Here is a 24,341-nt window from a genome sequence, read left to right as displayed (position 1 = left end):
CGGCGTCGGTAGCGAACGCGTCGCGTGCCTAGATGCCGGGCACGAATCTACGCTCACCGTCAGTACGGACGACCTGGCCCCAGCCGGGATGCTTCCAGTGCCCGCCCAACACATAGGCACCGGAATCAGCGAGTCGGTCGTACAACGCACCACGCGCCTCGATGGCGTGGTTCGCATCTACGTCCATCGGCGATGGCCAACTCGAGTGGGTGACTTGGAACGGGTGATGGCAGGAATCGCCGACGATCACCGCGCGTTCCGCTCCGTCAGTGATCTCGACGGCGACGTGTCCGGGCGTATGGCCCGGATTGGCGATGAATCCGATGGCGCCCAGGTAGCGAGCGTTGGCGTCGACAAGGTCCACACGGCCGCTGTCGCGCAGCGGCGCGACACATTCGCGTAGTACGGCGTTGTCCGGGGCATCCAATTGTTCCGGTGCCATCCAGTAATCCCACTCGGCTTGCTGGATCACGAACCGCGCGTTCGGGAAGAAGATCGCACAGCCGCCGTCCGGGGTCTCATAGGTGTTCCAGCCGACGTGATCTATATGTAGATGCGTGTGAATCACCAGGTCGATCTCTGTGGGGGAGACCCCGGCTTCGGCTAGCGCTGCATCCAGGCGACCATGCGGAAAACCCTTGCGTTTGCGCGGACCGATACCGGTGTCCACCAAGGCAAGACCATCGGCGGTTCGCACGAGATAGCAGGTAACCGCACCGGTGCACAGACCGCGTTCATCGAGGGTGTCGCGATACTCGTCCTCGAGTTCGGCCGCGTGCTCGGGTGACAAGTACGCCAGCGACTGGAGGAATGGTGCGTCCAGGAGCGCGGTGATGTTGACCGAACCTACCTGCAATGTGTGCATTCTGAGTCCCTTCGTCTGGCTACGTAACGTACCGCGTCGTCGAGATCAGGCCGTCTAACCGGCGAGGTGGCGCCACGTTCTTCTGAAATACGCTTCGCTGCCAAACGTAGGTGTGGGTGGGTGGACTACGAAAGTGTTCGTGCGGCCGTAACCGACAACTCGTGCAGCGCGTGCAGCGCGCAGGTATGCAGGGGATGGGTGTCATCGGTGGCGAGAATTGCCGTCGCGAGGCTGATCGCCCACCCCCGCGATCGACGCCGGAGTGCGTCGTCGGCGCCGTACACGTCGAAGAACTCGCGGCGCCCGCCGGCAGTGAAGTGCAGCCACATGGCGCCCACATCACTCGCAGGATCTCCGCGACACACATCGCCAAAGTCGATCAGTGCCGATAGTCGACCCTCTGCGTCGACGATTACATTCGCGGGATGAGGATCGCCGTGCAAGGTCAGCGCAGGGCCGGAGTATCTCGGCGCGTCCAGTGCGTCGCGCAGCAGCCGCCGGAGGCCAGCGTCGTCTAACCGCGCGGTGACGTCAGGCGCGCGGTCAGCAAGCGGCACACCTCGATAGCGATTGGTCGGCAATCCCTCCGGCGCGGGCCGGTGTAGGCGTCGCAAGGTCTGCGCGAGCTGCCCGGCGTACTGGTCTCTTTCTTTGGCGGCAAGGTGGTCCGCGGAGGTTCCAGCAAGCCACGGCACGATGGTCCAGCGGTACGGATAGTCCGTGGTGGAGGTGCCAGCAAAGATCGGTACCGGAGCGGCGATCGCAATCGTAGTGGCGATCTGCGCAAGCCACGCGATCTCGTGTTCGATGAGTTGAGCGGCCGCGTAGCGGCGCGGCAGCCGTACGGCGAGGTCCGACCCGAGTCGCCATATCTCGTTGTCCCACCCGCGACCTGCCAGCCGAATCTGCAGGCTCCGGTGTTCGGGTGACTGTCGCAACAGCGAGTAGACAAGCGCACTATCAATCTGAACGTCGGCATCGGGTGTCGCCATGAATCACACTCAAGCCCAGTGAGGTCGACGCCGACCCACGTCCGTCATGCGCTGCTAGCTAGTCGATCGCGCAGTGTTCGTTTCAGAATCTTTCCTGCGCCTGAGAGGGGCATTTCGGCCACTACCGACAGGCCGGTCGGACATTTGTATCCGGCCAACCGGGCGGCGCAATGGCTGCGAAGTTCTTCGATCGTCAATTCGGTGCCGTCAGCCAGGACGACTACTGCGTGAACGGTTTCGCCCCATTTCTCGTCGGGTACGCCGACGACAGCACACGAGGCAACCGACGGGTGAGTGGCGATAATGTTCTCGACCTCGATTGAGTACACGTTCTCGCCACCGGTAATGATCATGTCTTTGAGGCGGTCAGTGAGAAATACATAACCGTTCGCGTCGACGTACCCGCCGTCACCGGTGTGCATCCACCCGCCGCGAAGCGCCTCCTCAGTTTCCTGCGGTTTGTTCAGGTAGCCCATCATCACGTGGTCGCCGGCAATGCAAATCTGGCCGGGTGTGCCTACGGGGAGCTCCTCATCGTCCGGGCCCACGATCTTGATCAGCGAATGCGGCGCCGCGCGTCCCACCGATCGCGCCGCGGTGGCGTCGTCGTGCTCGTGGGGCAGCAAGATGGTTCCGACCGGCGAGACTTCCGTCATCCCGTACGCCTGGCTGAACTGAGCGTCAGGAAACACGGCGCGTGTTCGATTCATGACCGCCTCTGGGATCGCGGATGCGCCGTACAGCACGTGCGTGATCGAGCCGAGGTCGTGATCATGAATTGCGGGGTGATCGACGAGCATCTGAATCATCGTCGGCACCAGCAACGACGCTGTGACCTTGTGCTCGGCAATCGCCTGCATTGTCGCGACCGGTTCAAAACTCGGGATCATGACGTGCGATCCGCCGACGGCGTTGATCGCATTCCAGGCTGCCAGATCCGCGAGATGGAACATTGGTGCGGCGTGCAGCAGTCGCCCGTGCATCGGCACAAATCCCGTGGCGGCCGCGCCGACCGCCGAGGTCATCAGATTGCGATGGCTAAGCATGACGCCCTTGGGCGATCCCGTGGTTCCTCCCGTATAGAAGATTCCTGCGAGGCTCTCGCCGCTTCGGTGCGCGTCCGGGATTGGGTCGTGCGCGGCAACGAGATCCTCGATCGCGGTGGTGCCTTCCGGAGCGGGGCCGGGATCTAGATGTACGACGTACGAGATCTGCGGGTGCTTGGTGCGGATCTCCTCGACCAATCCAGCGAAGGTGGCATCGACAAAGAGTTGCGACACTTCAGCTTCGATGAGCGAATAGACAATCTCCAACGCGCTCCAACGCACGTTCACCGGAACAAAGACGGCATCCGCCCAACTACAGGCGAGAAGCACTTCGTGGTAGTAATCAGAATTCAGCGCCAGGATCGCGATGCGTTCACCAGGCTGCGAGCCAGCGGCTCTTATCCCAGCAGCGATACGTGAGACTCGCTCAATGCTTTCGCGATGGGTGCGGACACGGTCGCCGCAGATCGTTGCCACGACATCGGGCTGCTGTTGGAGGTTTCGGTGCAAGGCCATGGTCAGGTACATGGGATCTCCCCAGTAGAAGGGCACCTTTGGCCAAACCTAGAACTCATCCTCAATCAAGTCAACGCAACGTTGTGTACGTAGAGCACGTGCCGCACGCAGATTCCTACACAGGGGCAAGCGGTGCATGCGGCTCGGGTGGGAGCGCAATCGATACCGGATCGCCAGGGCGGACGTTCCCGCTGCGTTCGACGACCGCCATCACGCCTGCCTTGCGAATCAATTGGATCCGGGATATCTCAGGAGATCCAGTCGAAGGCGCAGGTTCAGCGACGGGCGTGCCGTCCTCCTGTGCGAGCACGACCTTGAGCAGACCAGCACGGAACTGATTGATCTGGACACATGGATTACGCACACCGGTCAGCCGGATGCGGGCGTCCCCGACATTCAGTATGCATCCCGTCGGAAGGTTCAGTAGATCGATACCTGAGGTAAGGATGTTCTCGCCGAGATCTCCGGGGGATAGTTCATACCCTTCCTTCCTGGCTTCGCTGAAAAGTTCCTCCTGGAGGAGATGGACCTGCCGAAGATTCGGTTGATTTGGGTCGCGACGCACGCGTGAGCGGTGCTGTACCAGCCTTCCAGCGTGTGCGTCGCCCAGGACGCCGATTCCCGCAATGAGCGAGATTGAATCGACCGGCACCTTGCTGAAACGGTGCGTCTCATCGCGGCTCACGGCGATTACCTTCGGCCTCAGCATCCTTCAATTATCGCGCAACCCGCACGTGTCGGCCGCGGCACTGCCTTGTCCGCGCGATCACGCACGCGCGGGTCGCGATGGTAAGGCCCATTAGCTGGATCGATGACGCGGCTCAGTAGCGTATGGACATGCCCGAGTCCCTAGAGCAGGTCGTCGATCGGCGCCAACTACCCCAATATGCGGCCGGCGCTATCCAAGTGCCGTATGTGATTGATGGGATGGCCGAGCAGGTTCACTGGCGTACGGATTGGGAGGCGCATTCCCATCCGACGCACGAATTGCTGTGGAACGACAAGGGTGCGTCAACGGCAACCGTAGGCAACCGCACGTGGACAATTACGCCGTCAGTCGGTCTGTGGATCCCCGCCGGAACCATGCATCACGGGTCGATGCCAGCTGGCACGAGGTACCGAACGGCGCATTTCAGTTTCCACGATGTGTTTGCGTTGGCCGAGCGACCGGTAGCTGTGGAGATGACGCCGTTGCTTCGGTTGCTGCTGGACCGACTGAACGAACCGGGTCTGGGCGAATCCTCGCGGGGTCTTACCGAGAAGATGGTGCTGGACGTGCTGCGGCCGGCCGACCGAGAACTCCTGCTGCAGACTCCTGTCTCGGCGGCCGCTGCACCGATTGTGCGAGAGTTACAGGCCAATCCCGCGATCGTGCGATCGCTCGAAGAATGGGCCCAGCAACTCAACGTGAGTGGCAGAACTCTCACCCGGCTATTTCGACATGAGACCGGCCTGGATTTCACTCGCTGGGTCGCGGCGTTTCGTACCCAGCGCGCGATCGAACTGCTCAATCAGGGCATGCCGATCGCCGACATCGCGCAAAGGGTCGGGTTCGCGTCCGTAAGCGCGTTCGGGTCAGCGTTTCGCCGGGTCACGGGCATGAGTCCTGGACAGTTCCGCGCCCAGTAAAGGCGCCGCGCCCACTTTCCATGGTGTCGATACGCAGCACATGGCGCCGCCCGGCGGTGAAACGGCGCTTGAGTCTTCGGCGAGCGGTCACGTCGTGGTTCATCCGCGGGTGTCTGTATCACGACAATACGTGTCAGTTTGGCGCGATTGCGAAGTACCGGTTTGTCCCCTAATTTGGTTAGGCACGCCTAAGTGCAGAATCATTTTCGGAAGGGCACCATGGAGATTTCATCAACCCGTTCGGCTGGGCGCACGACGCGTCCTCGTCGGCGCAGTCGTCGGTCACGCATCCTCTCGGGGTTGAGCGTCATGCTGCTCGCGGTCGGGCTGACCGCATGTGCCTCCGATGACTCGGATGCTTCGTCCGGAGACGGCGCACAGGACGGGTTCACGCCGGTCGAGATCGAGCATGCGTACGGGACGACGGTGATCGAAGCGAAGCCCGAGCGGATCGCCACCGTCAACTGGGCAAACCATGAAGTGCCGCTGGCGCTGGGGGTCGTCCCGGTCGGAATGGCGGCAGCGAACTTCGGTGACGACAACGGCGACGGCATCCTGCCGTGGGTTGAGGAGAAGCTCGACGAGTTGGGCGGCGAGACGCCGGTGCTGTTCGACGAAACCGACGGCATCGACTTCGACGCGGTGAACGAGACCGAGCCTGACGTCATTCTCGCTGCGTACTCGGGACTGACCCAGGAAGACTACGACCTGCTTTCGGAGATCGCGCCCGTCGTCGCGTTCCCGGAGACCGCGTGGGGAACGCCATGGCAGGAAATGATCGAGCTCAACAGTGCAGGCATGGGCATGGCCGACGAAGGCGAAACTCTCATAGCCGAACTGGAACAGGAGATCAGTGACACCGCGGCGGAGTATCCGTCGCTGAGCGGCACCAGTGCGATGTTCTTGACGCACGTCGACACCGCCGACATGAGCACGGTGTCGTTCTATACGACGCACGACACCCGAGCCTTGTTCTTCGATGACCTTGGTATGACTCAGCCGGAAAGCGTGCAGGTAGCCTCCGAGGAGACTGACAAGTTCTCGCTGAGTATCAGTGCCGAGCAAGCCGACAACTTCAGCGACGTCGACGTGATCGTGACGTACGGCGGCGAGGAAATCGTCTCCGCGCTCAACGATGATCCGTTGTTGTCGCAGATCCCGGCCGTGCAGAATGGCGCGATCGTAAGCCTGCCCAATGCCGATCCGCTCGGTACGGCCGCGAACCCCACGCCATTGGCGATCTCCTGGGTGCTTGACGATTACGCCGGGCTCCTGGCGGAAGCGGCAGATAAGTCCCAGTGACCCAGACAGACCACACACCCGCACTGGAAACCTCCAGTGCGGGTGTTGCGGCGATTAGGCGCACGCGGCGCACTCGCGTGTCATGGCTAGTGGTCATTCTCGCCGTCCTCGCGGTGGTGATGTTCCTGTCCGTGACGATCGGTTCGCGTTCGGTATCGCTCGAGGACGTGTTCGCGGCGGTCGGTGGCTCGACCGATGGGTTTGATCAGGCCGCAGTCGCGAAACGCATCCCGCGGACCCTACTGGCCGTCCTTGCCGGGCTCGCGCTGGCCGTTTCGGGAACGGTGATGCAGGGAGTCACTCGCAATCCGCTCGCCGATCCCGGCATTCTTGGTGTCAATATGGGCGCCTCGGTCGCGGTGGTCGCGGGCATCGCATACTTCGGACTGGTCAGCGCGTCGAGCTTCATCTGGGTCGGGATCTTGGGTGCTGCTGTGGCGGCACTGTTCGTCTATGCCGTGGGATCACTCGGTCGCGGCGGCGCGACTCCGCTGAAACTGGCACTGGCCGGGGCGGCTACCGCCGCTGCCTTGTCGTCATTCGTCGTCGCGATCATGCTGCCGCGCAATGACATCGCAGGCGGGGTTCGATCCTGGCAGATCGGCGGCGTCGGGGGAGCGACCTACGCCAGCCTCGGACAAGTGCTGCCGTTCTTCATCGTTGGATTTGCGATCTGCATTCTCGCCGCTCGCGGTCTGAACACGCTTGCGCTTGGCGATGACCTGGCGGCGGGACTGGGCGAGCGCGTGGCGCGCGCACGTGCCGCGGCCGCGCTCGGAGCTGTCATCTTGTGCGGTGCGGCGACAGCGGTCTGCGGTCCTATCGCATTCGTGGGGCTCGTAGTGCCACACGCGTGTCGACTCATCGTCGGCGTCGATCATCGATGGCTGATCCCATACGCCGCGCTCGTCGGCGCGATTCTGCTGACCGCCGCTGACGTCGTCGGTCGCGTGGTGGCGCGCCCTGCAGAAATCGATGTCGGCATCATTACCGCCTTCCTGGGTGCTCCGTTGTTCATCTATCTCGTACGTCGGCAAGGGGTTCGCGACCTATGACCGATCTGGTTCAGATCGCCGATATCGTCGCTGACGAGCGACGCCGACGCAATCGGCGCATGGCGCTCGTCGTGGGGTCCTTGGCGCTGCTGGTGGTCATCGCGTTCGCGCTCTCGCTGATGGTGGGGCGCACGTTCTATCCGCCCGGCGAGGTGCTGCGTGTGTTACTCGGCGAGCAGGTGCAGGGTGCCACGTTTTCGGTAGGACGTCTGCGTTTGCCACGTGCTGTCCTCGGAATGCTCGCTGGGTTCTGCTTCGGTATGGCTGGCGTTGCCTTCCAGACGATGCTGCGCAACCCGCTGGCCAGTCCCGATGTCATCGGGATCAGCGCCGGCGCGAGCGCGGCGGCAGCATTCGCGATCGTTGTCCTTGCTTGGGGTCCGTCGCAGGTAGGAATTGCGGCCATCGTCGGTGGCCTAGTCGTCGCACTGCTGGTGTATTTCCTGGCGTATAAGGGAAGCGTTCTCGGCAGTCGCCTGATCCTGATTGGCATCGGCGTCGCGGCAATGCTCGAGAGCGCCATATCTTACATACTGTCGCAGGCCTCTGACTGGGACCTGCAAGAGGCGATGCGGTGGCTTACCGGATCACTGAACGGGGCGTCCTGGGACCAGATCGTTCCGCTCGCGATCGCGATGGTTGTTCTCATTCCGCTGCTATGTACGCAGTCTCGGGATCTATTCATCTCGCAGTTGGGAGACGATGCCTCGCAGGCGCTCGGGGTCCGCGTGGGCCGAATGCGGCTGGTTGTGATCGTCGTGGCGGTCACGTTGCTGTCCTTCGCCACAGCGGGATCCGGGCCGATCGCGTTCGTCGCGTTCTTGTCCGGACCGATTGCCGGACGCCTCGTGGGACCGGGTAAGTCGCTGTTGATCCCGGCCGCGCTCGTGGGTGCGTTGCTGGTGTTGGCGGCTGATCTCGTGGGACAGAACCTGCTGAGCGTCCGCTATCCCGTGGGCGTCGTGACCGGCGTCCTCGGTGCCCCCTTCTTGATCTACCTAATTGTGCGCACCTATCGCGCGGGAGGTTCTCTATGACCGCAGAGCACACGCTGAACGCCGAAGATCTCACGCTGAAGTACGACGATCGCACGGTCATCGACGATCTCACGCTGCACATCCCGCCGGGCAAGATCACCGCAGTCGTCGGTGCGAACGCCTGCGGGAAGTCGACATTGCTGCGGTCCATGTCGCGGCTGCTGTCGCCGGCGTCCGGGCAGGTGCTGCTCGATGGCAAGGCGGTGCATCGACTTCCGGCGAAGCAGTTGGCGCGACAACTTGGACTGCTGCCTCAGTCGCCGATCGCGCCTGAAGGAATCACCGTCTCCGACCTGGTAGCCCGAGGTCGCCATCCACATCAGGGTTTATTGTCACGTTGGAAGCATGAAGACGACCTTGCGGTTGCCGCCGCGCTGGATGCGACTGGCGTTGTGCACCTGGCTGACCGGCCAGTCGATGAGTTGTCCGGCGGCCAACGGCAACGGGTGTGGATCGCGATGGCGCTCGCTCAGCAAACCGACGTCCTGCTGCTCGATGAGCCGACCACGTTCCTGGACGTCGCGCATCAGGTCGAGGTGCTGGATCTGCTCACCGATCTCAATCATGACCGCGGTGTGACCATCGTGATGGTGCTGCACGACTTGAATATGGCTGCTCGCTACTGCGATCACCTCATCGCGATCGCTGACGGCACTGTGCACGCCGCCGGGGACCCGCGCGAGGTGCTGACCGAGAACACGGTGCGCGCAGTTTTCGCCCTCGAAAGCCACATCATTGCCGATCCGGTCTCGCAACGACCGCTGATGATTCCGATCGGGCGACGTAAGACGATGGCGGCGAGTGATAGTCGCTGATCCGTCCGCGACCGCCTGGGGTAGTGGCGAGTTATTCCCGGCCTTGCGGCTTCGGGCGGTTGGCGCGTCCGGCAAACCATCCTTCGGACGCGTCGGGGAAGGCGTCGAACCGCGGCACATAGGCTTGATATCGACGATCGGCGTGCTGTCCAGCAGGTCGAGACCGCCTACCTGCAGCAGGTTTCCTTCTCACTTGCATAGCCGTACCACAGTCAGACCGAGTCGATTAGGTCTGCGCGGGTTTCGGGTCGCGAAGATGCGGCGCGTCGTCCAGCAGCGGAACAGGCCGTAGCGTGACCTCGGTGCTGCGGTCGAAGACATAGACGAGGATCAGATGGCTGAAGCCCTCGATATCGTCGAGCCCGTCCGCGTAGATCGCGTCGATTTGGAAACACGGTTTGTCAGTTAGGTCGAAAGAGTGATGCTGCCGCTCTCGGTGGAGACCGTGAGCGTCTTGGCGCTCTTCGGGTCGTTGGCGAGCGAGTCCTCGATGTCGCCGCTGTCGGTAATGGTTGAAACCGAGTAGGCGACATCGGGGACCGTCAGGGTCACCGACCCATTCTCTGTCGTGATTGCTACGTCGGACGGCGCTTCGGCGAACGTGAGGTCGATCGCGCCGCTTTCAGCGTTGGCGGTGACGTTCTGGGAGGTGACACCTGTGGCGGTTTGATCGCCATTCGCGCTGTTAAGTGTGAGGTCGCCCGACATGTCGGAAACCTGGATGGAACCGTTGTCTGTCGACACCGCGAACGGTGTATTGAATCCAGCCGCGGTGACGTTACCGTTGTCCCCGGATAAGGTCACGGTGGTCGTCTCCGGCACTCGGACCTCATAGCGAATATCGCAAGCGCTGAACGGCCCGCAATCGGTATCGAGAGTGAGCTCGCCTGCCGACATCTTCCAGATCGCATCGTCGCTGTTGCCCGTGAACCATCGGGTGACCTCGAGTTGATCGACATTGGCGGGTCGGATGTAGATATCGCCACTGCCTTTCGAGATAGTCACTTCGTCGTTCGGAATCTCGAACGTAGTGGATTCGCGTTTCTCGTCACCACCTGATCCGCAGCCGACTAAGGAGGTGACGGCGATCACCCCGATGAACGTCGTCAGGCGGTATGGCCGAGGGATCAGAATTCCTGCGTGCATGGGGACCTCGCTGGACTCACGGTGAGGTGTCACGAGTAGTGATGCTCCGGACGGTGGCTGCGACTGCTTTGCGGATGGCGTTGCTATCGACACGATCGGGATCGGCTAAGTGCTCCATGGAGAGGCCGTTAGTAATGCAGTGCAGGATCAACGTGGCGTCGGCGGGTTCGACGGTCAACGTCAGGCCGTTGCGCTCTACCACCTCAATGATTGCCTGTTCAGCGATGGCCCGCTGCTGCCGTCGCATCGCTGTCCACGCGATAGACACGTCATCGTCATGTGCCGCACGAGCGGCGAATTCGAGTGATAAGCGCCCGCGCTCCGTATCGGTGGTGACTTCTTCCGCGATGATTTCGCCGACGGTTTCCGCAACGTCGAGTTTGCCGGTGGTGGCCTCGAGGAGACGGTGTAACTCGTCGTCTGCCCGTGCCTGGAGGACTGCGGCAAATAGCCCCTGTTTGCTACCGAAGTTTGAGTAGATGGCGCCTTTGGTGAAGCCAGCGGCGTAAGCAATCTCGTCGATCCTAGCGGCGACGTAGCCTTCTTCAGCGAATGCGCGCGAAGCCGACGCGATGAGTCTCGCGCGCACCTCTGAACGCGGTGTTCGTGGGATTGGTTGGCGGGCTGAATCGGTCACCAGCCGAACCTAGCATACTTCAAGTATTGAGTACCATAGGTACTGAGACCGGTAGAGGTGCCGGTCCGCTTCTCAATGTGAACGCACACCGCACCGGCTGTCCCGTCGAACTAATGTCGAAGGAGAATCAGTTGTGCGATGAGACTGCGGCTGGGTGAGTAGCGTCGGTATGTGGCGGTTGGTGCCCGAGTGAGCGGTCGGCGACAGGGGGTCACATGGGTCGGCGGAAGAACTGGTTCGACGACGGTGGGCAGGACTACACGAGGTTTCGTCCGACGTACCCGATCGAACTCGCGTCGTATCTAGCGACACTGCCGGTCGGTCGCGAGCGGGCATTGGACGTAGGGTGCGGGACCGGACAACTGACCGTGCAACTCGCGGACTACTTCGACGACGTCCTCGGCGTCGATCCCAGTGAGAGCCAGCTGGAACACGCCACTGTGGGTAAGAACGTGCGATACCTGACTGCGCCCGCCGAGAACCTCCCCGTTGCCAACGACAGCACGGATCTAGTCACGGTCGCGCAGGCAGCGCACTGGTTCGAACTCGATCGGTTCTACGACGAGGTGGGCAGGGTCGCTCGCGAGGGCGCCGTACTGGCCTTGATCAGCTACGGCGTGCTAAGCATTGCCGATCGCGATATCAACGACCGTTTCGCGCGGTTCTATCGGGACGAGATCGGCCCGTACTGGCCGCCGGAGCGCCGCCATGTCGACTCCGGGTATGCAGACCTGAAATTCCCGTTCGCGCCGATCGCTACCGACAGGCAGTTCACGATCGAGCGCACCTGGCAGTGCGAGGAGCTTCTCGGCTATATATCGACATGGTCTGCCACCCGGCGGGCGATCGAAGCCGACCAGCGCGACGTGCTCGATTACTTCGCAGCCGATGTTGCGAGGTTATGGCCACCGAGGTTATGGCCACCCGAGCGCGCTGTGCGCGTTACCTGGCCGGTCATCACCCGGCTGGGACGCCTATAAGCGGATACACATCCGACCCGCCGACGCCGCAACAGCACTGTAGGCCGACCTGATCAGAGGACTCCGGTAGCTGCGGCCCTGCCTGCATGATGGCGAAGTGCCCTCGCCGACGGTTATGGATTCGCGCAGCACGAGCGGGCCAGGTTGGTGCGCTAGACGCGCTGCGGCAGCAGGATCTGCAAGTCGCGTTCGAGCAAACGGCCCTGCGCTACCCGCGTTGGGCGCGCTCGGACCTGGCGCAGGCGCAGGTGTTGGCCGCGTATGGCCGCGAGCAGCTCATTCGCCAGGTCCCACACGACCTCGCACACGAACTTGACCACCTCAACCGCGAACTCAATTCAGCGGTTCTCGGGTTCGCTGAACGGTGGTACGGCGGATCGAAATGCGCGTATCGACGGGCCGCGACCTTCGCGATGCTCGACTTGCCGGCCAGCGCAATTCGTCGGTATCTGCTCGCCGGTAAGGCGCCACCGAAGGCTCTCGATGACGTCATCCTCGCCGCTAGTCACGTAGTCACGCTGCATTGGAAGCGGCTCGAAACTGATCGCGGCCGTTACTGGTTGTTCCACGGTGTGCCGGGCTTCCTGGCGTCGGGACCGTAACGGGCCTGAACGTAGTCACGGTCGACAAGGCGGTCCGGGAACCCCGGACCGAGTTCCCATTCGACGTCCTGCGACGTCAGCGGCTCGCGACAGTGCTCGCACACCACAACTGCGTGCGTTTCGTGATCGCACGCAGTGTGGCGTACGGTAATCGGTGGACCGTCTTCGTCGGAGAGCCACCGGTCGCCCCACGCGCCGATGGCGGCCAACACCGGATAGAAATCGCGACCCTTCGGAGTAAGAAGGTAATCGAATCGTGGTGGCTTGGCTTGATAGGGGACGCGTTCGAGCAAGCCGTCCTCGACGAGCCGCTGCAACCGCGTATTGAGAGTGTTGCGCGCCAGTCTCAGGGACGACTGGAAGTCGTCAAAGCGCCGTACGCCGTGAAAAGCTTCGCGGAGCACAAGCGGCGTCCACCAGTCGCCGATGAGGTCCATCGTGCGCGCGATGGAGCACGGCCACTCGGCCAGCGAAGTGCGTTTCATATCGCTCAGCATAACGAGTTGCTCAACAATACTGACATCTCGCGGTTCTCCTGAGTCGTTTAATGCGACGGTTGTTCGCTGGGTGCCGCGCTGGCGTTGGGAGTTGGCGCGATGAACTTGGGCGCCAGGTTCGGTGCCTCGAAAGAGGTTGCGATGCATACGAGGGGCAGGCCATCGTAAAGTCGGCCGAGCTCGGTACGCGCCCGGTGATACGTTCGCTGCGTAACACCGAGCGCGTACTGGACAATGCCGGCGTCCAGCGACTACTGAGCCGATCGATACGGCGCATTCCACAGGAATCGCCTGGCGTCCTGGACGGCCCGCGAAGACCTGAGTGCGCCCGAGCAGCTCGCGGGCTATTACGCTGACCTCCAAGAGATCTTCGTCGGATCCTCGTTCTTGTACAGCGATCTTTCGGCGAAAGTGAGCAGCGAACTCGCACCGTCCTCTGAGGCGCTACGTGGGCAAATCGAGCACGCGCTGAGAGAGTTCCTCGATGTCCTTGAGGGAGCCATTGAGCACGGCCAACGCGCCGGGGATGTCATTAGTAAGACCGATCCACGCCGTCTTGCCGGGGCAGTACATGCGCTGATCGTGGGGTCGTTCTTGGTTGCTCAAGCGACTCAAGGGACGAGCGATCTCGACGCCCAGCGTGATCACCGCCCTGCTAGATGCGGCGGAGCCGCCAGCCTTACCGTCGTAGCCGCGGTGTCGGTACGGCACGGCGCTCAGCCCGTGGCGATTCGCGGCCAGAGTGCCTCGGCGCCAGCGTCACTCACACGCGCGCCGAGCTTTCGCGCCCATTCGCGCTCATCGCCGTATTCGTCGCGCCAGGACCACAGTCGCCGCGATAATTGACCAAGTTCGTACTCCTTGGTCATGCCGATCGCTCCATGCGCCTGATGAGCAGCCGCGGTCCCGGTGCTCGCACATTCGCCTACGACAATCTTTGCCGAGGCGGCGTCGAAGAAGTCGATCTCCTCATGTGCGTTGATCCCGGCCACGGCGACCGCCATAACGGCCTGCTGCGCCGCTTCGGCCAGTCGAACGACATGCCGTTCTACCGCCTGAAAACGGCCGATGGGGCGACCGAACTGCTCCCGCTCCGCGGTGTAGCGCACCGTCAGTTCCGTGGCCCGTTCCAAAGCGCCGGCCATCAAAGCCGCTCGACTCAAGGCGCCGCGTAACCGAAGCTGTTCGGCGGTGTCCGCAGGCACCGGCCAGGTGTTCTTCGCCGGTACGACGACATTGTGCAAGACAACTGTTCGTCGCTGCTCCTGCGCAAGGTTCACTTGCTCATCGAGTTGCAACTCCTCAGTCGGTAACAACACTGCGGTCGACTGATCGTCTATGTCGAGGATCGCCAGGATCGCAGCGCTGACGCTCGCCCACGGGACGTGTCGGGCGGTGCCGGTGACAGTGAAAGCGTCACCGGTTCGCGCTACCTGTAGCTCGGTAGGGTCGTCGATGACCGTCAGGACGCCGTCCGGGAGACTGCGCTTCCCGATCGCCAGCAACCAGCCGGCCAACAGCGCATGTTCAGCAAACGGGACCGAGCTCGCCGATCTGCCCAACTCGTGCAGGACGGCGCACGCATCGGCGATCGATCCACCCGAACCGTCATACTGCTCCGGCACCGAGATGGTGGCGAAACCACCTTCACAGAGCACACTCCATAGCGTTGAGTTCCATCCCGCCGATTCAGCGGCAACCACCTCGTCCGGGCTGGAATGATCGGCGAGAATTGGGCGAAGCGCGGAGCGGATCTCCTGGACGTTCTCAGACATTACGCAGGCCTTTCGCGACGATCGAACGAAGCACTTCCGTGGTGCCGCCACGGAGGGTGAACGACGGCCCGGTCAACACAGCTTCGGCCAACAGGCGCTCGAATGTGGACGAACTGTCGGCGCGCAGTTGGACCTCGACCACGTCACGGACGACGTCGATCACGCGTTGCTCGAATCGAGTGCCAATGTCCTTGACCAAGGAGGCTTCTACCGCAGGAGCGCCACCGTCATCGATCGCCCGCGCTATCGACAGCGACATCTGCCGGATCGTCCAATAACGCGCCGCCAATTGTCCGACTGCTCGCTGTTGCTCCACGGTGAGTCCGTCGGCGGCTCGCTCGGCGATGAGGTATTTGACCAGTCCAAATGTGCTCAGGAATCGATCTGGGCCGGAGCGTTCGTATGCAAGTTCAGAGGTGACCTGCCTCCACCCGGAACCTTCCTCGCCAAGCATCATCTCGTCGGGAACGAACACGTCTGACATGTGCACCTCGTTGAAGCCGTGCGCTCCGTTGAGGAATGGGATGGGGCGGATCTCAACTCCGTCGCTGCGAAGATCCACGATCAGTTGGCTTAGCCCTTGGTGCTTGTCTTCTGCCGGCGAAGTTCGGCATAACACCGCGAAATAGTGGGTCCGATGCGCGCCACTTGTCCAGATCTTCGTGCCGTTCAGCAGCCAGCCGCCCTCGACCTGCCTTGCCGCTGAACGGACCGACGATAGGTCCGAGCCCGAGTCCGGCTCGCTCATCCCCAACGAAAACCAGCATTCTCCGGCAACGATTTTCGGGATGAAGAACTCCCGCTGCCAGTCACTGCCGAATTTCACGATCGCCGGTGCGGTCTGTCGATCTGCGACGAAATGCGCGCCGAGTGGAGCGCCGACCGCTAGTAGCTCTTCGGTGACGATGAAACGGTCTACCGCGGTGCGCGCATGGCCACCAAACTCCTTCGGTACAGCCATCCCTACCCAACCCCGCGCGGCGAGTTTCTTGGAAAACGCGGGGTCGAACCCCGATCCCATGCCCAGGCCCGGCTGATGGTCCGCGGGAAGTTCCTCCGCGATGAACCGCCTCACATCCCGCTGCAGTTCGAGTTCTGCAGGGGAGAGCGGTGTCGGTACGAATTTCACGGAGATTCCCTCCTGTGGTTCAGACGGTCGGGCGCGTTGCTCGTCTCGATCCGCACTTGCTATCGAACAAGAACAAGGCAACCCTAAGCCCTGATCGCTGGAAACCACAACGTCCGTCATGGGCGCGAGAGCAGTGCCTTAGGACAGTCGCACGTTGTGTGTTCGCGGCATGATCAGCACCTACAAGGCCTGAACACCGCGCATCTGGGAGTCTTCGAGTCGCGCCGCAGACTGTAAGCCGCGAGCACGACAGATCGGCGGGTTGTCAGCGCTTGGGGCGACGCGGGCGCCTAAACTTGTTGAAGACCAAGGACAGGTGGTGCGAGTGCTCAAGCCGCGCGAGAGCCACCGTGCAAGACAGTCGCCGATATCTAACCGGAGGATATGACCGCGATGAGCGAGACCAGTTCCGCCGAGCCATCACCACCGGGACGCGCGACGGCGCGTCCCGAGCGCAGCCAGATCGCGCGTCAACGCATGATCACCTCGGCGATAGAACTGATCGCGGAAGGAGGCCTCGCGTACGCCACGTTGGCGCGAATTGGCGAGCACGCGGGATACAGCCGCGGGCTTGCCGACTACCACTTCGGATCCAAGACGGAACTGGTCGAGCAACTGGTCGAGCACGTCGCGCGCAGTTGGGAGCATGCACTGGCGCCGGTACGCAGGGACCAGGTTCATGGACTGACGGCGCTCGTGCTCGAGTTGCGCTCCTACATGATGCGTTCCGAAGAGCACCCTCTGGCCGCACGCGTGCTCTCCGTTCTGTCGACTGAGGCGCTCACCGCAACTCCGGAGATCAAGAACACGATCGCCCGCCACGACGAATCGTTCCGTCGGCGCCTACGACGATGGATCATCGAAGCGCAAGACGAAGGAACGATCTATCCGCACATCGATCCGGTGCACGCGTCGGTCTTGATTCAAGGAATTTTGCGTGGAGTGACGCTGCAGTGGACCGTCTCTCCGGAGTCGTTTCGACCGACGGAGATGGCGGATCTCATCATCGACACCACACTCAGCGGCCTGTGCCGGCCGGCCGGGATCGCCAGCCTCATGGACATCACGCTCTCGGCAGCGCGCGACACAGATGGCGATTCTGCCGGTGAAATCGCCAGCTCGAGCTAGCGATCGCGACCTCCGGATGGTTGCATCCTGACCTGGTCGATCTTGCATGCGTGGGATAAGCGGTGCACCCGCCGTGGCGACCAGGTACGTGGGTACGTCGTACGGCGGCCCGCGCCCTCGCGAGATCGTCCTCGGACCCGAACGTGCCCTGCGTAACTCTGCTTGGCCTTGACCCTGCCCTAAGGGCACGGTTGAGACTGAATGGCAGCAGGTCCGGGATGTCTGATCGATGGCTCGCGGTGTGACCTGGCGATTGTCTACCTACCACCCTTCTGGAGACTGAAGATGGCTTCGTTGTTGTATCGGCTCGGGCGGTTCTCTTACCGTCGTTGGTGGCTGGTGATCGCACTGTGGATCGTTGGGGCAGTGATGCTCAGTGGATTGAGTTCGGCGATCTCGAAGCCCTTCGAGGACGACTTCGCCTTGCCTGATAGTCAAGCCGTCGAAGCCCAGGAGACGCTTCAGGAGGAGTTCCCGCAACTGGCGGAGGATGGAAGCCCGGGCGCCACGATCGTCTTTCAGTCGCAGGACGGAGAACGCCTAGACGCCGGTGATAACCTCACGGCGATCGAGGCGGTCGTTGCGAAACTCCACGAGATTCCTCAACTCACCGAAGCGCAGCGTGCAGCGATCGTTAATCCGGTGGTCGGGCCGGCTGCGAGCCAATCACTCAGTCCGGATGGTTCGGTAGCAGTGATTGAGGTGACGCTTGATGCTGTTCCAGAAGGCATCGAGACCGGTGTTTCCGAGGAAACTATTGCGACCGTGGCGGAGGCAAAGGAAATTGGCCGCGATGCGGGGCTCTTGGTTGAGAGCGCTGGCGCCGCCAATGAGAAGATTGTCGAACCGCCCGCTGAACTGATCGGCATCGTGGTCGCCATCGCCGTCATGATCATCACCTTTGCATCGCTGTTGGCCGCTGCGATGCCTTTGGGGGCGGCGATCGTGGGCATCGCGTTGTCCACATCGATCATTTCGATCGGCACTGCGTTCTTGACGCTCGGCACGTCCACCACGGGTCTGGCGACGATGATCGGGCTAGCGGTCGGAATCGACTACTCGCTTTTCGTGATATCGCGATATCGGCACGAGGCGACGCAGACCGACGATCGATCTCACGCTGCTGGTGTCGCGGTCGGCACGGCTGGCTCAGCCGTGGTGTTTGCCGGCGCCACCGTCGTGATAGCGCTCGTGGCGCTGTCGTTGACCGGCATGTCGTTCCTGGCGCAGATGGGCATGGGGGCGGCGGTGACCGTTGTACTGGCCGTACTTGTGTCGCTGACTGTCCTGCCGGCGTTGCTGGGGCTGTTCAAATCGTTCGTATTCAAACCCCGAGTTCCGTTGCTGTGGACACCGGAACGCCGCGCCGGTCGTACGACGATCGGTCAGCGAGTCGGAAACCAACTGACCGCGCGCCCCATTCCGTACCTGATCGCGGCCACCGTGGTGCTCGTGCTCGCAGCGATTCCAATCACTGGCCTTCGATTAGGCCTGGACACTGCAACGCAGTCCGATAAGGCCGCATTGCAGATCGAACGGGACGCGTTCGGCGAAGGAAAATCGGCGCCGATGATTGTCGTGGCGAGTGCCGATAGCGCGGAGGCGCTCACTACCGCATCCGCGGCATTTGCGGCCGAAGCCGGATCGCTGCCTCATATCGCTGAGGACGGTTTCATCGGGCCGATACCAAATGAGGCAGGTACGGCGGCCCAATTCATCGTGATCTCCGACAGCGGACCTTCCTCGCCAGAGTCGAGCGAGCTTCTTGACGACCTGCGCCTGATCGCCGACCAGGTCAATAGCGAGACCGGTGTCTACGTCGGGATTGGCGGCGTAGCGGCGGTCCAGGCCGACTTCGCGGACGCTCTGGTAGGCAAGTTGCCGCTGTATCTGATCGTGGTGGTCGGGTTGGCCTTCCTACTGTTGATGATTGTGTTTCGTTCGGTGGTCATTCCGTTGATCGCTTCGCTTGGCTTCTTGTTGTCGATCGCCGCGACCTTCGGCGTGACCGTCGGATTCTTCCAGAATGGTTGGCTGGGTTGGATATCGCCAGAGGACCGAGGCCCGATCCTGGTGTTCATGCCAATCTTCCTGATCGGAATCGTCTTCGGCTTGGCTATGGATTACCAAGTCTTCTTGGTGAGCCGGATGCGCGAGGAGTTCCATCACGGCGCGGGAGCCCAGGAATCGATCCGAATCGGATACCGAGCGGGTGCTCGCGTGATCACGGCGGCAGCGGTCATCATGATTTCGGTGTTCGCGGGCTTCACACTCTCCAGTGAGACGTTCCTGAAGCTGATGGGGTTCTCCATGGCGGCAGCGATCGTGTTTGACGCATTCCTCGTACGGATGATCATCATGCCGACAACGATGGCGTTACTGGGCGATCGCGCATGGTGGATGCCGAGGTGGCTCGACCGGGTACTACCGAGCATCGATGTCGAAGGGGAGACTTTGAGAAGTGTGCCGCCGACCGAGGTAGCCGTGACCGATGAGGCGGTATCAGCGGCGCGGTGACCGGGGCGTCACTGCGACCGCAGCGCCAACGCAGGTAGTACGTCGAGGATGGATCGAGAGGACGCTGATGGCCTGGAGTACGCGGGAGGTCGCCGAATTCGCTGGTACGACGGTAAAGACGGTTCGTCACTACCACAAGATTGGCCTGCTCGAGGAGCCTGAACGCTCGGCGAACGGGTACAAGCAGTACCAGACCAAGCACCTACTTCGAATTCTGCAGATCAAGCGGTTGAGCGAACTAGGCGTGCCGTTAGCGCAGGTGTCGGCGATGGATGCCTCGGCAGAGGATCCCGATGTCGCGATTAAGGTGCTCGATGGTGAACTGGCCAGCACCATTGAGCGGCTGGAGCGTATCCGTGCCGAGCTTGCGCTCCTGTTACAACACCGAGCGCCGATCGATGTTCCCGCGCAGTTTGCCGCCATGATTCACGATCTGTCCGAGGCCGACCGCGCCCTGCTCACTGTCTTCTCGCGTGTCTTTAACGGCGAAGTCATGGATGCAGTGAACGAGTCGTTTCTGCCGCGGACGGAGGCGGACGCCGAGTTCGAGGCTCTCGACGAGAACGCCTCCGAGGATCGCATCAATGATCTAGCTCGGCGGCTGGCGCCCGGGGCGCGGGCGTTACGCGGCCAGGAGTGGACCACCGACCTTGAGAAGTACGCAACCTATCCCGGCGGCAAGTCCATGCAGGCTATTGGGCAAGCTCTGCAGGATTTGTACAACATCGCTCAGTTGAAGGTGATGATTGAGGTCCACCGGATCGTCAGCAGCGACGGTTAGGGTAGGTGCATCGCACACGCCGTGCTTCCTCGAGGTCGGAGCACGGCTTGCATGCGCGCACATCTGGGTACTGCGGGGGTCGGCGGTTGCAATGCAGACACGAGAAGCGCTCAGTGTGTGTTGTTGCGATTACGCGCGGGGCAGCCGGACAGCGCGCCACAGCATTTCAGGTGTTCGTCTAGACGAAGCCGGCAGGTAACCCTACGATACTGAACGAGCGTTAAATACGTGACGAACGTGTCGCGCTGCCATGTTCACAACGCCGAGGAGATCCCATATGACGAACCAGCCAGCCCGCGCAGTCGCCCGAGCACTTGAGCCATTTGCGGGGCAGGTGTATTTCGCGCCGGAATGTCATGAGCGCTACCAGGCACTTGGGTTCGGCCCGAGCCCGGGGGATGGTAACGGCGTGCAGTTGCCGAACGGACCGGCGTACTTCTGTAGTCGCGGCTCGGTGATGGGCCAGGTGTCCGGCGAGGTGGTCGCGGCGGCATTCGGAGTGTTCAATCCGGCCGCGGTTGTGCCGGCAGTAAGCGAAGGATGGACGCTCACCGATGCGGACACCATATGCGCGGCTCGCACGGCCGGAGCGGTGGACCAATTGCGTCGCATTCTCGGCGAGAGTCCGGACGGGCTCGACGAAATTGTGGCCGTGCTGCGCCGAGCAACGGACGGTCTGCCGGTAGCAGGAAACCCGCTATATGCCGGATTGGTAGCACAAGATCGGCCGAATGACCCGTTGGGCGAAGCATGGTGGCTGACTGATCAGTTGCGGGAGTTTCGCGGTGACGTGCACGTGAACGCCTGGACGATCGCTGGCTTCGACGCCGCCGAGATCGGGCTTCTCACCGAGCTCTACTGGGGCCTTCCGCCGCGGAGTTATGTGCGGACGAGAGCGTGGACCAATGCGGACTTGGATGCAGCGCAGGAGCGGTTGGAGTCTCGGGGAATGCTCCGCGAGGGTGCGCTCACCGCGGACGGGCGAGCGGCACGAGAGAACGTTGAGGTCCTCACGGATCAAGGATGCGAACGCATTGTCAGTGGACTCGGTGACGGTCTCGACACCTTCGTCTCTGTCGTCGGAGACTGGTCGCGACGTGTGCGCGCAGCCGATGGTTACCCGTCCGGCCCGAAAGACGTCGCACCACGCAGCGCCAACTGACGTACGCATCCGGGTGCCTACGTTGATTGCGCGGGGCGCCGTGGGCATGTTCGTCCACCCGTACGGCTGGCGAGGCGCGACCTGAATCTGCCGAGAGCACTTGGCAGACTGATTCGATAACTGTTTAATTAGAGGTATGACGAATCAGAGCCTTGACGCCTGTTGCTGGCCGGTATCGACGAGCCCGCTGACTGCGGAGCAGTCCGAAGTGGTGGCGCGAGCGTTCAAGGCGTTGGGTGATCCGGTCCGATTGCGGCTGTTCAGCATGATCGCGAGCGCGGATGCGCAGGTGTGCGTCTGTGACCTGACCGGCGCGTTCGAGCTGAAGGCGCCGACGATCTCGCATCACTTGAAGGTGCTGCGTGAGGCGGGTCTGGTGGACTGCGAACGCCGTGGGACGTGGGTGTACTACTGGGCCATTCCGGGGGCGATCGAGCCGCTGTCGCGGCTGCTGACGACTGAGACGCTGGTATGACAACCGCGGACGTGACGACGAGCCCTGATGGCGTACGGGCTGACCCGACGCGCCGGTTGTCGTTCATAGACCGATTCTTGCCGGTGTGGATCGGCGCGGCGATGCTGATCGGTCTGTTGGCGGGGCGATGGATCCCCGGGCTGTCGGACGTGTTGTCGGCTGTGCAGGTAGACGGCATTTCATTACCGATCGCGCTGGGTCTGCTGGTAATGATGTATCCACCGTTGGCGAAGGTGCGGTACGACCGAATGGGGTCGGTGGCGCGCGATGGCAAACTGCTGTGGTTAAGCCTCGTACTGAACTGGATCGTCGGCCCAGCGCTGATGTTTGCGCTGGCGTGGATCTTCTTGGCGGATCTACCGGAGTACCGAACCGGCCTGATCATCGTCGGACTGGCGCGGTGTATCGCGATGGTGGTGATCTGGAACGACATGGCCTGCGGCGACCGGGACGCGGCCGCCTTCCTAATCGCGCTGAACTCGATCTTCCAAGTGCTGATGTTCGCGGTGTTGGGGTGGTTCTACCTGACTGTTCTGCCGGGGTGGCTCGGTCTATCCGGTAGTGAGCTGGATGTGTCGATGTGGCAGATCGCCAAGTCGGTGCTGGTGTTCTTAGGTATCCCGCTTTTAGCGGGATACCTATCCAGGCGGATCCTGGAGCGTCGACGTGGCCGCGAGTGGTACGAGGGCACGTTCTTGCCGCGGGTCTCACCGTGGGCGCTATACGGGCTGCTGTTCACAATCGTCATCCTGTTCGCGTTGCAAGGACGACAGATCACCAGTCGGCCAGCGGATGTCGCGCGAATCGCGATCCCGCTGCTGGTCTACTTCGCGGTGATGTGGGCCGTCGGGTACGCCGCTGCACGCGCTTTGGGACTGTCGTACGAACGCGCGAGCACGACCGCCTTCACCGCGGCCGGGAACAACTTTGAACTGGCCATCGCGGTAGCGATCGCGACCTTCGGCGCGGCTAGTGGTCAAGCTCTCGCCGGGGTAGTGGGGCCATTGATTGAAGTTCCAGTGCTCGTCGCGCTGGTGTACGTGAGTCTGTGGCTACGCAAGCGCGTGCTCGCGAGGTCCGCGGGCGAATTGGCGATTGAGAAGAGGCGATCATGACGAGTACACAACGTAAGAATCCCGCTGTGCTGTTTGTGTGCGTGCATAACGCCGGGCGCTCCCAGATGGCCGCGGGCTGGCTGCGTCACTTCGCGAGCGGTCGCGTCGACGTCTATTCTGCTGGATCCATCCCGGCGGACGAGATCAATCCCGCGGCACGTGAAGCAATGGCCGAGGTCGGGATCGATATCACCGACCAAGCACCCACCCTGCTTAGCGACCGGGCGATCCGCGCGTCGGACGTCGTGATCACGATGGGCTGCGGAGACGCATGCCCGATCTTTCCTGGAAAGCGGTATCTGGACTGGGCGTTGCCCGACCCTGCAGGGTTGAGCGTCGAAGCGGTGCGCCCCATCCGCGATGAGATCAAGATGCGAGTACACCAATTGTTGAAGGAGTTACTGCCATGAGCGATATCCGCGAGACCGTGCGCAGCCGCTATGCCGCAGCCGCCAACCAAAGGCAGTCCTGCTGCGGACCCTCAGTCGAGGACCTCGAACGTGCTGGCGTGTTCGGTGCGTCGCTGTATGAGGGCATGGACGATCTACCCGAAGCAGTCGCGGGCTCATTAGGTTGCGGCGTGCCGACCCAGGTCGCTGCGCTCGCCGAGGGCGAGATCGTCCTGGATCTAGGCTCAGGGGCCGGGGGAGACGCGCTCATCTCCGCACGCCGGGTGGGTAAGACCGGCAAGGTGTACGGGCTGGACATGACTGACGAGATGCTCGAGGCTGCGCGGGCCAACGCGTTAGCCGCCGGTGCCACCAACGTGGAGTTCCTCAAGGGGTACCTCGAAGACATTCCACTACCCGACGACAGCATTGACATTGCGTTGTCGAACTGCGTGATCAACCTCGCCGCCGATAAGCGATTGGTGCTGCGCGAGGCTGCCCGTGTGCTCAAACCCGGCGGGCGGATCGCATTCAGCGATGTGATTGCCTCCGAGGATATGCCCGAGCATGTGCGTGCGGATATGCAGGAATGGACCGGTTGTATCGCCGGCGCGCTCACCCGTCGCCAGTTCGAGCAGTATCTAGCCGAGGCTGGTTTTGAGAACATCACGATTGATGTCACGCATCAGGCGCACGAATACGCCGAGGCGGCGATCATTCGCGCTGATCTCCCAGGTAATCAGTAGACGCA

General features: G+C 62.3%; 25 protein-coding genes and 1 pseudogene. 16 read left to right on the top strand and 10 right to left on the bottom strand.

Annotation, left to right across the window (positions count from 1 at the left end):
• Positions 1-28: 28 nt before the first annotated feature.
• The 4 genes from E1H16_RS09215 to E1H16_RS09200 all read right to left on the bottom strand — a co-directional run bounded on the left by E1H16_RS09215 (position 29) and on the right by E1H16_RS09200 (position 4,128).
• The gene (locus E1H16_RS09215; RefSeq protein ID WP_134323384.1) at positions 29-865 is read right to left on the bottom strand and encodes an MBL fold metallo-hydrolase; all 837 of its coding nucleotides are present in this window, start codon (positions 863-865) and stop codon (positions 29-31) included.
• A gap of 125 nt (positions 866-990) precedes the next feature.
• On the bottom strand, positions 991-1,857 hold the full coding sequence (locus tag E1H16_RS09210; RefSeq protein ID WP_134323383.1) for an aminoglycoside phosphotransferase family protein: 867 nt from the start codon (positions 1,855-1,857) through the stop codon (positions 991-993).
• A 44-nt stretch (positions 1,858-1,901) separates the two neighbouring features.
• The gene (locus E1H16_RS09205) at positions 1,902-3,431 is read right to left on the bottom strand and encodes a long-chain-fatty-acid--CoA ligase (RefSeq protein WP_134323382.1); all 1,530 of its coding nucleotides are present in this window, start codon (positions 3,429-3,431) and stop codon (positions 1,902-1,904) included.
• 103 nt (positions 3,432-3,534) lie between these two features.
• The gene (locus tag E1H16_RS09200; protein WP_134323381.1) at positions 3,535-4,128 is read right to left on the bottom strand and encodes an MOSC domain-containing protein; all 594 of its coding nucleotides are present in this window, start codon (positions 4,126-4,128) and stop codon (positions 3,535-3,537) included.
• A gap of 128 nt (positions 4,129-4,256) precedes the next feature.
• On the opposite strand from E1H16_RS09200, the gene E1H16_RS09195 reads away from it, so the two are divergent.
• The 5 genes from E1H16_RS09195 to E1H16_RS09175 all read left to right on the top strand — a co-directional run bounded on the left by E1H16_RS09195 (position 4,257) and on the right by E1H16_RS09175 (position 9,257).
• Positions 4,257-5,048 (top strand): helix-turn-helix domain-containing protein, encoded by a 792-nt coding sequence (locus tag E1H16_RS09195; protein ID WP_134323380.1) that lies wholly within the window; start codon positions 4,257-4,259, stop codon positions 5,046-5,048.
• Positions 5,049-5,357: 309 nt separating this feature from the next.
• A complete protein-coding gene (locus tag E1H16_RS09190; RefSeq protein WP_243837813.1) occupies positions 5,358-6,350 on the top strand; it encodes an iron-siderophore ABC transporter substrate-binding protein in 993 nt (330 codons plus the stop codon).
• A gap of 77 nt (positions 6,351-6,427) precedes the next feature.
• Positions 6,428-7,405 carry a FecCD family ABC transporter permease gene (locus tag E1H16_RS09185; RefSeq protein WP_208378947.1) on the top strand — a complete coding sequence of 326 codons (978 nt, stop codon included), beginning with the start codon at positions 6,428-6,430 and terminating at the stop codon, positions 7,403-7,405.
• A complete protein-coding gene (locus E1H16_RS09180; protein ID WP_134323378.1) occupies positions 7,402-8,442 on the top strand; it encodes a FecCD family ABC transporter permease in 1,041 nt (346 codons plus the stop codon). Before E1H16_RS09185 ends, E1H16_RS09180 begins: the two co-directional genes overlap by 4 nt.
• Complete coding sequence (locus tag E1H16_RS09175; protein WP_134323377.1) at positions 8,439-9,257, top strand: ABC transporter ATP-binding protein; 819 nt, start codon at positions 8,439-8,441, stop codon at positions 9,255-9,257. Before E1H16_RS09180 ends, E1H16_RS09175 begins: the two co-directional genes overlap by 4 nt.
• Positions 9,258-9,446: 189 nt before the next feature.
• On the opposite strand, the gene E1H16_RS19030 is transcribed toward E1H16_RS09175, so the two are convergent.
• The 3 genes from E1H16_RS19030 to E1H16_RS09155 form a co-directional block, all read right to left on the bottom strand.
• The gene (locus tag E1H16_RS19030) at positions 9,447-9,578 is read right to left on the bottom strand and encodes a TrmO family methyltransferase domain-containing protein (RefSeq protein WP_134323376.1); all 132 of its coding nucleotides are present in this window, start codon (positions 9,576-9,578) and stop codon (positions 9,447-9,449) included.
• Between the two features lie 84 nt (positions 9,579-9,662).
• Positions 9,663-10,403 (bottom strand): DUF4097 family beta strand repeat-containing protein, encoded by a 741-nt coding sequence (locus E1H16_RS09160; RefSeq protein WP_134323375.1) that lies wholly within the window; start codon positions 10,401-10,403, stop codon positions 9,663-9,665.
• 16 nt (positions 10,404-10,419) lie between these two features.
• Positions 10,420-11,040: a TetR/AcrR family transcriptional regulator gene (locus E1H16_RS09155; protein WP_134323374.1), complete on the bottom strand. Its 621-nt coding sequence runs from the start codon at positions 11,038-11,040 to the stop codon at positions 10,420-10,422.
• A 215-nt stretch (positions 11,041-11,255) separates the two neighbouring features.
• Here E1H16_RS09155 and E1H16_RS09150 point away from each other — a divergent pair, with 215 nt between their 5' ends.
• A complete protein-coding gene (locus tag E1H16_RS09150) occupies positions 11,256-12,020 on the top strand; it encodes a class I SAM-dependent methyltransferase (protein WP_134323373.1) in 765 nt (254 codons plus the stop codon).
• An 86-nt stretch (positions 12,021-12,106) separates the two neighbouring features.
• A complete protein-coding gene (locus E1H16_RS09145; protein ID WP_134323372.1) occupies positions 12,107-12,622 on the top strand; it encodes a hypothetical protein in 516 nt (171 codons plus the stop codon).
• Here E1H16_RS09145 and E1H16_RS09140 read toward each other — a convergent pair.
• The gene (locus tag E1H16_RS09140; protein WP_134323371.1) at positions 12,574-13,107 is read right to left on the bottom strand and encodes a winged helix-turn-helix transcriptional regulator; all 534 of its coding nucleotides are present in this window, start codon (positions 13,105-13,107) and stop codon (positions 12,574-12,576) included. The genes E1H16_RS09145 and E1H16_RS09140 overlap by 49 nt on opposite strands.
• 423 nt (positions 13,108-13,530) lie before the next feature.
• Between E1H16_RS09140 and E1H16_RS19025 the strand changes: the two are divergent.
• Positions 13,531-13,701, top strand: a pseudogene (locus E1H16_RS19025) (hypothetical protein); the annotation flags it as partial.
• Positions 13,702-13,835: 134 nt separating this feature from the next.
• On the opposite strand, the gene E1H16_RS09130 reads toward E1H16_RS19025, so the two are convergent.
• Positions 13,836-14,894, bottom strand: coding sequence for an acyl-CoA dehydrogenase family protein (locus E1H16_RS09130; RefSeq protein ID WP_134323369.1), 1,059 nt, complete (start codon positions 14,892-14,894; stop codon positions 13,836-13,838).
• Entirely contained in the window at positions 14,887-16,023 is a 1,137-nt protein-coding gene (locus tag E1H16_RS09125) for an acyl-CoA dehydrogenase family protein (protein WP_134323368.1), read from the bottom strand. The genes E1H16_RS09130 and E1H16_RS09125 overlap by 8 nt, the downstream gene beginning before the upstream one ends.
• Before the next feature lie 393 nt (positions 16,024-16,416).
• On the opposite strand from E1H16_RS09125, the gene E1H16_RS09120 reads away from it, so the two are divergent.
• The 8 genes from E1H16_RS09120 (at position 16,417) to arsM (ending at position 24,336) form a co-directional block, all read left to right on the top strand.
• A complete protein-coding gene (locus E1H16_RS09120; protein WP_166741684.1) occupies positions 16,417-17,151 on the top strand; it encodes a TetR/AcrR family transcriptional regulator in 735 nt (244 codons plus the stop codon).
• A 285-nt stretch (positions 17,152-17,436) separates the two neighbouring features.
• Positions 17,437-19,668 carry an MMPL family transporter gene (locus tag E1H16_RS09115; protein WP_166741683.1) on the top strand — a complete coding sequence of 744 codons (2,232 nt, stop codon included), beginning with the start codon at positions 17,437-17,439 and terminating at the stop codon, positions 19,666-19,668.
• A 67-nt stretch (positions 19,669-19,735) separates the two neighbouring features.
• Entirely contained in the window at positions 19,736-20,449 is a 714-nt protein-coding gene (locus tag E1H16_RS09110; protein WP_134323365.1) for a helix-turn-helix domain-containing protein, read from the top strand.
• A 277-nt stretch (positions 20,450-20,726) separates the two neighbouring features.
• The gene (locus E1H16_RS09105) at positions 20,727-21,611 is read left to right on the top strand and encodes an SCO6745 family protein (protein WP_134323364.1); all 885 of its coding nucleotides are present in this window, start codon (positions 20,727-20,729) and stop codon (positions 21,609-21,611) included.
• 136 nt (positions 21,612-21,747) lie between these two features.
• Entirely contained in the window at positions 21,748-22,086 is a 339-nt protein-coding gene (locus E1H16_RS09100; RefSeq protein WP_134323363.1) for an ArsR/SmtB family transcription factor, read from the top strand.
• Positions 22,083-23,201: an ACR3 family arsenite efflux transporter gene (gene arsB, locus E1H16_RS09095; RefSeq protein WP_134323362.1), complete on the top strand. Its 1,119-nt coding sequence runs from the start codon at positions 22,083-22,085 to the stop codon at positions 23,199-23,201. The genes E1H16_RS09100 and arsB overlap by 4 nt, the downstream gene beginning before the upstream one ends.
• Entirely contained in the window at positions 23,198-23,611 is a 414-nt protein-coding gene (locus E1H16_RS09090; RefSeq protein WP_134323361.1) for an arsenate reductase ArsC, read from the top strand. The genes arsB and E1H16_RS09090 overlap by 4 nt, the downstream gene beginning before the upstream one ends.
• Complete coding sequence (arsM, locus tag E1H16_RS09085; protein WP_134323360.1) at positions 23,608-24,336, top strand: arsenite methyltransferase; 729 nt, start codon at positions 23,608-23,610, stop codon at positions 24,334-24,336. Before E1H16_RS09090 ends, arsM begins: the two co-directional genes overlap by 4 nt.
• The last annotated feature ends 5 nt before the right edge of the window (positions 24,337-24,341 follow it).

Source organism: Cumulibacter soli (assembly GCF_004382795.1).
In the GTDB taxonomy this organism is placed as follows: Bacteria; Actinomycetota; Actinomycetes; order Mycobacteriales; family Antricoccaceae; genus Cumulibacter; species Cumulibacter soli.
The sequence above is the reverse complement of the archived record's forward strand: the minus strand, read 5'-3'. Positions and strand labels throughout refer to the sequence as shown.

Excerpts from the sequence above, each read along its gene's own strand:
- E1H16_RS09160 (WP_134323375.1), bottom strand. The coding sequence starts at position 10,403 with ATGCACGCAGGAATTCTGATCCCTCGGCCATACCGCCTGACGACGTTC.
- E1H16_RS09110 (WP_134323365.1), top strand. The coding sequence starts at position 19,736 with ATGGCCTGGAGTACGCGGGAGGTCGCCGAATTCGCTGGTACGACGGTA.
- E1H16_RS09150 (WP_134323373.1), top strand. The coding sequence starts at position 11,256 with ATGGGTCGGCGGAAGAACTGGTTCGACGACGGTGGGCAGGACTACACG.
- arsB (WP_134323362.1), top strand. The coding sequence starts at position 22,083 with ATGACAACCGCGGACGTGACGACGAGCCCTGATGGCGTACGGGCTGAC.
- E1H16_RS09140 (WP_134323371.1), bottom strand. The coding sequence starts at position 13,107 with ATGAAACGCACTTCGCTGGCCGAGTGGCCGTGCTCCATCGCGCGCACG.
- E1H16_RS09130 (WP_134323369.1), bottom strand. The coding sequence starts at position 14,894 with ATGTCTGAGAACGTCCAGGAGATCCGCTCCGCGCTTCGCCCAATTCTC.
- E1H16_RS09175 (WP_134323377.1), top strand. The coding sequence starts at position 8,439 with ATGACCGCAGAGCACACGCTGAACGCCGAAGATCTCACGCTGAAGTAC.
- E1H16_RS09105 (WP_134323364.1), top strand. The coding sequence starts at position 20,727 with ATGACGAACCAGCCAGCCCGCGCAGTCGCCCGAGCACTTGAGCCATTT.
- E1H16_RS09200 (WP_134323381.1), bottom strand. The coding sequence starts at position 4,128 with ATGCTGAGGCCGAAGGTAATCGCCGTGAGCCGCGATGAGACGCACCGT.
- arsM (WP_134323360.1), top strand. The coding sequence starts at position 23,608 with ATGAGCGATATCCGCGAGACCGTGCGCAGCCGCTATGCCGCAGCCGCC.
- E1H16_RS09100 (WP_134323363.1), top strand. The coding sequence starts at position 21,748 with ATGACGAATCAGAGCCTTGACGCCTGTTGCTGGCCGGTATCGACGAGC.
- E1H16_RS09120 (WP_166741684.1), top strand. The coding sequence starts at position 16,417 with ATGAGCGAGACCAGTTCCGCCGAGCCATCACCACCGGGACGCGCGACG.
- E1H16_RS09180 (WP_134323378.1), top strand. The coding sequence starts at position 7,402 with ATGACCGATCTGGTTCAGATCGCCGATATCGTCGCTGACGAGCGACGC.
- E1H16_RS09115 (WP_166741683.1), top strand. The coding sequence starts at position 17,437 with ATGGCTTCGTTGTTGTATCGGCTCGGGCGGTTCTCTTACCGTCGTTGG.
- E1H16_RS19030 (WP_134323376.1), bottom strand. The coding sequence starts at position 9,578 with ATGTCTTCGACCGCAGCACCGAGGTCACGCTACGGCCTGTTCCGCTGC.
- E1H16_RS09210 (WP_134323383.1), bottom strand. The coding sequence starts at position 1,857 with ATGGCGACACCCGATGCCGACGTTCAGATTGATAGTGCGCTTGTCTAC.
- E1H16_RS09190 (WP_243837813.1), top strand. The coding sequence starts at position 5,358 with ATGCTGCTCGCGGTCGGGCTGACCGCATGTGCCTCCGATGACTCGGAT.
- E1H16_RS09145 (WP_134323372.1), top strand. The coding sequence starts at position 12,107 with ATGATGGCGAAGTGCCCTCGCCGACGGTTATGGATTCGCGCAGCACGA.
- E1H16_RS09090 (WP_134323361.1), top strand. The coding sequence starts at position 23,198 with ATGACGAGTACACAACGTAAGAATCCCGCTGTGCTGTTTGTGTGCGTG.
- E1H16_RS09215 (WP_134323384.1), bottom strand. The coding sequence starts at position 865 with ATGCACACATTGCAGGTAGGTTCGGTCAACATCACCGCGCTCCTGGAC.
- E1H16_RS09205 (WP_134323382.1), bottom strand. The coding sequence starts at position 3,431 with ATGTACCTGACCATGGCCTTGCACCGAAACCTCCAACAGCAGCCCGAT.
- E1H16_RS09195 (WP_134323380.1), top strand. The coding sequence starts at position 4,257 with ATGCCCGAGTCCCTAGAGCAGGTCGTCGATCGGCGCCAACTACCCCAA.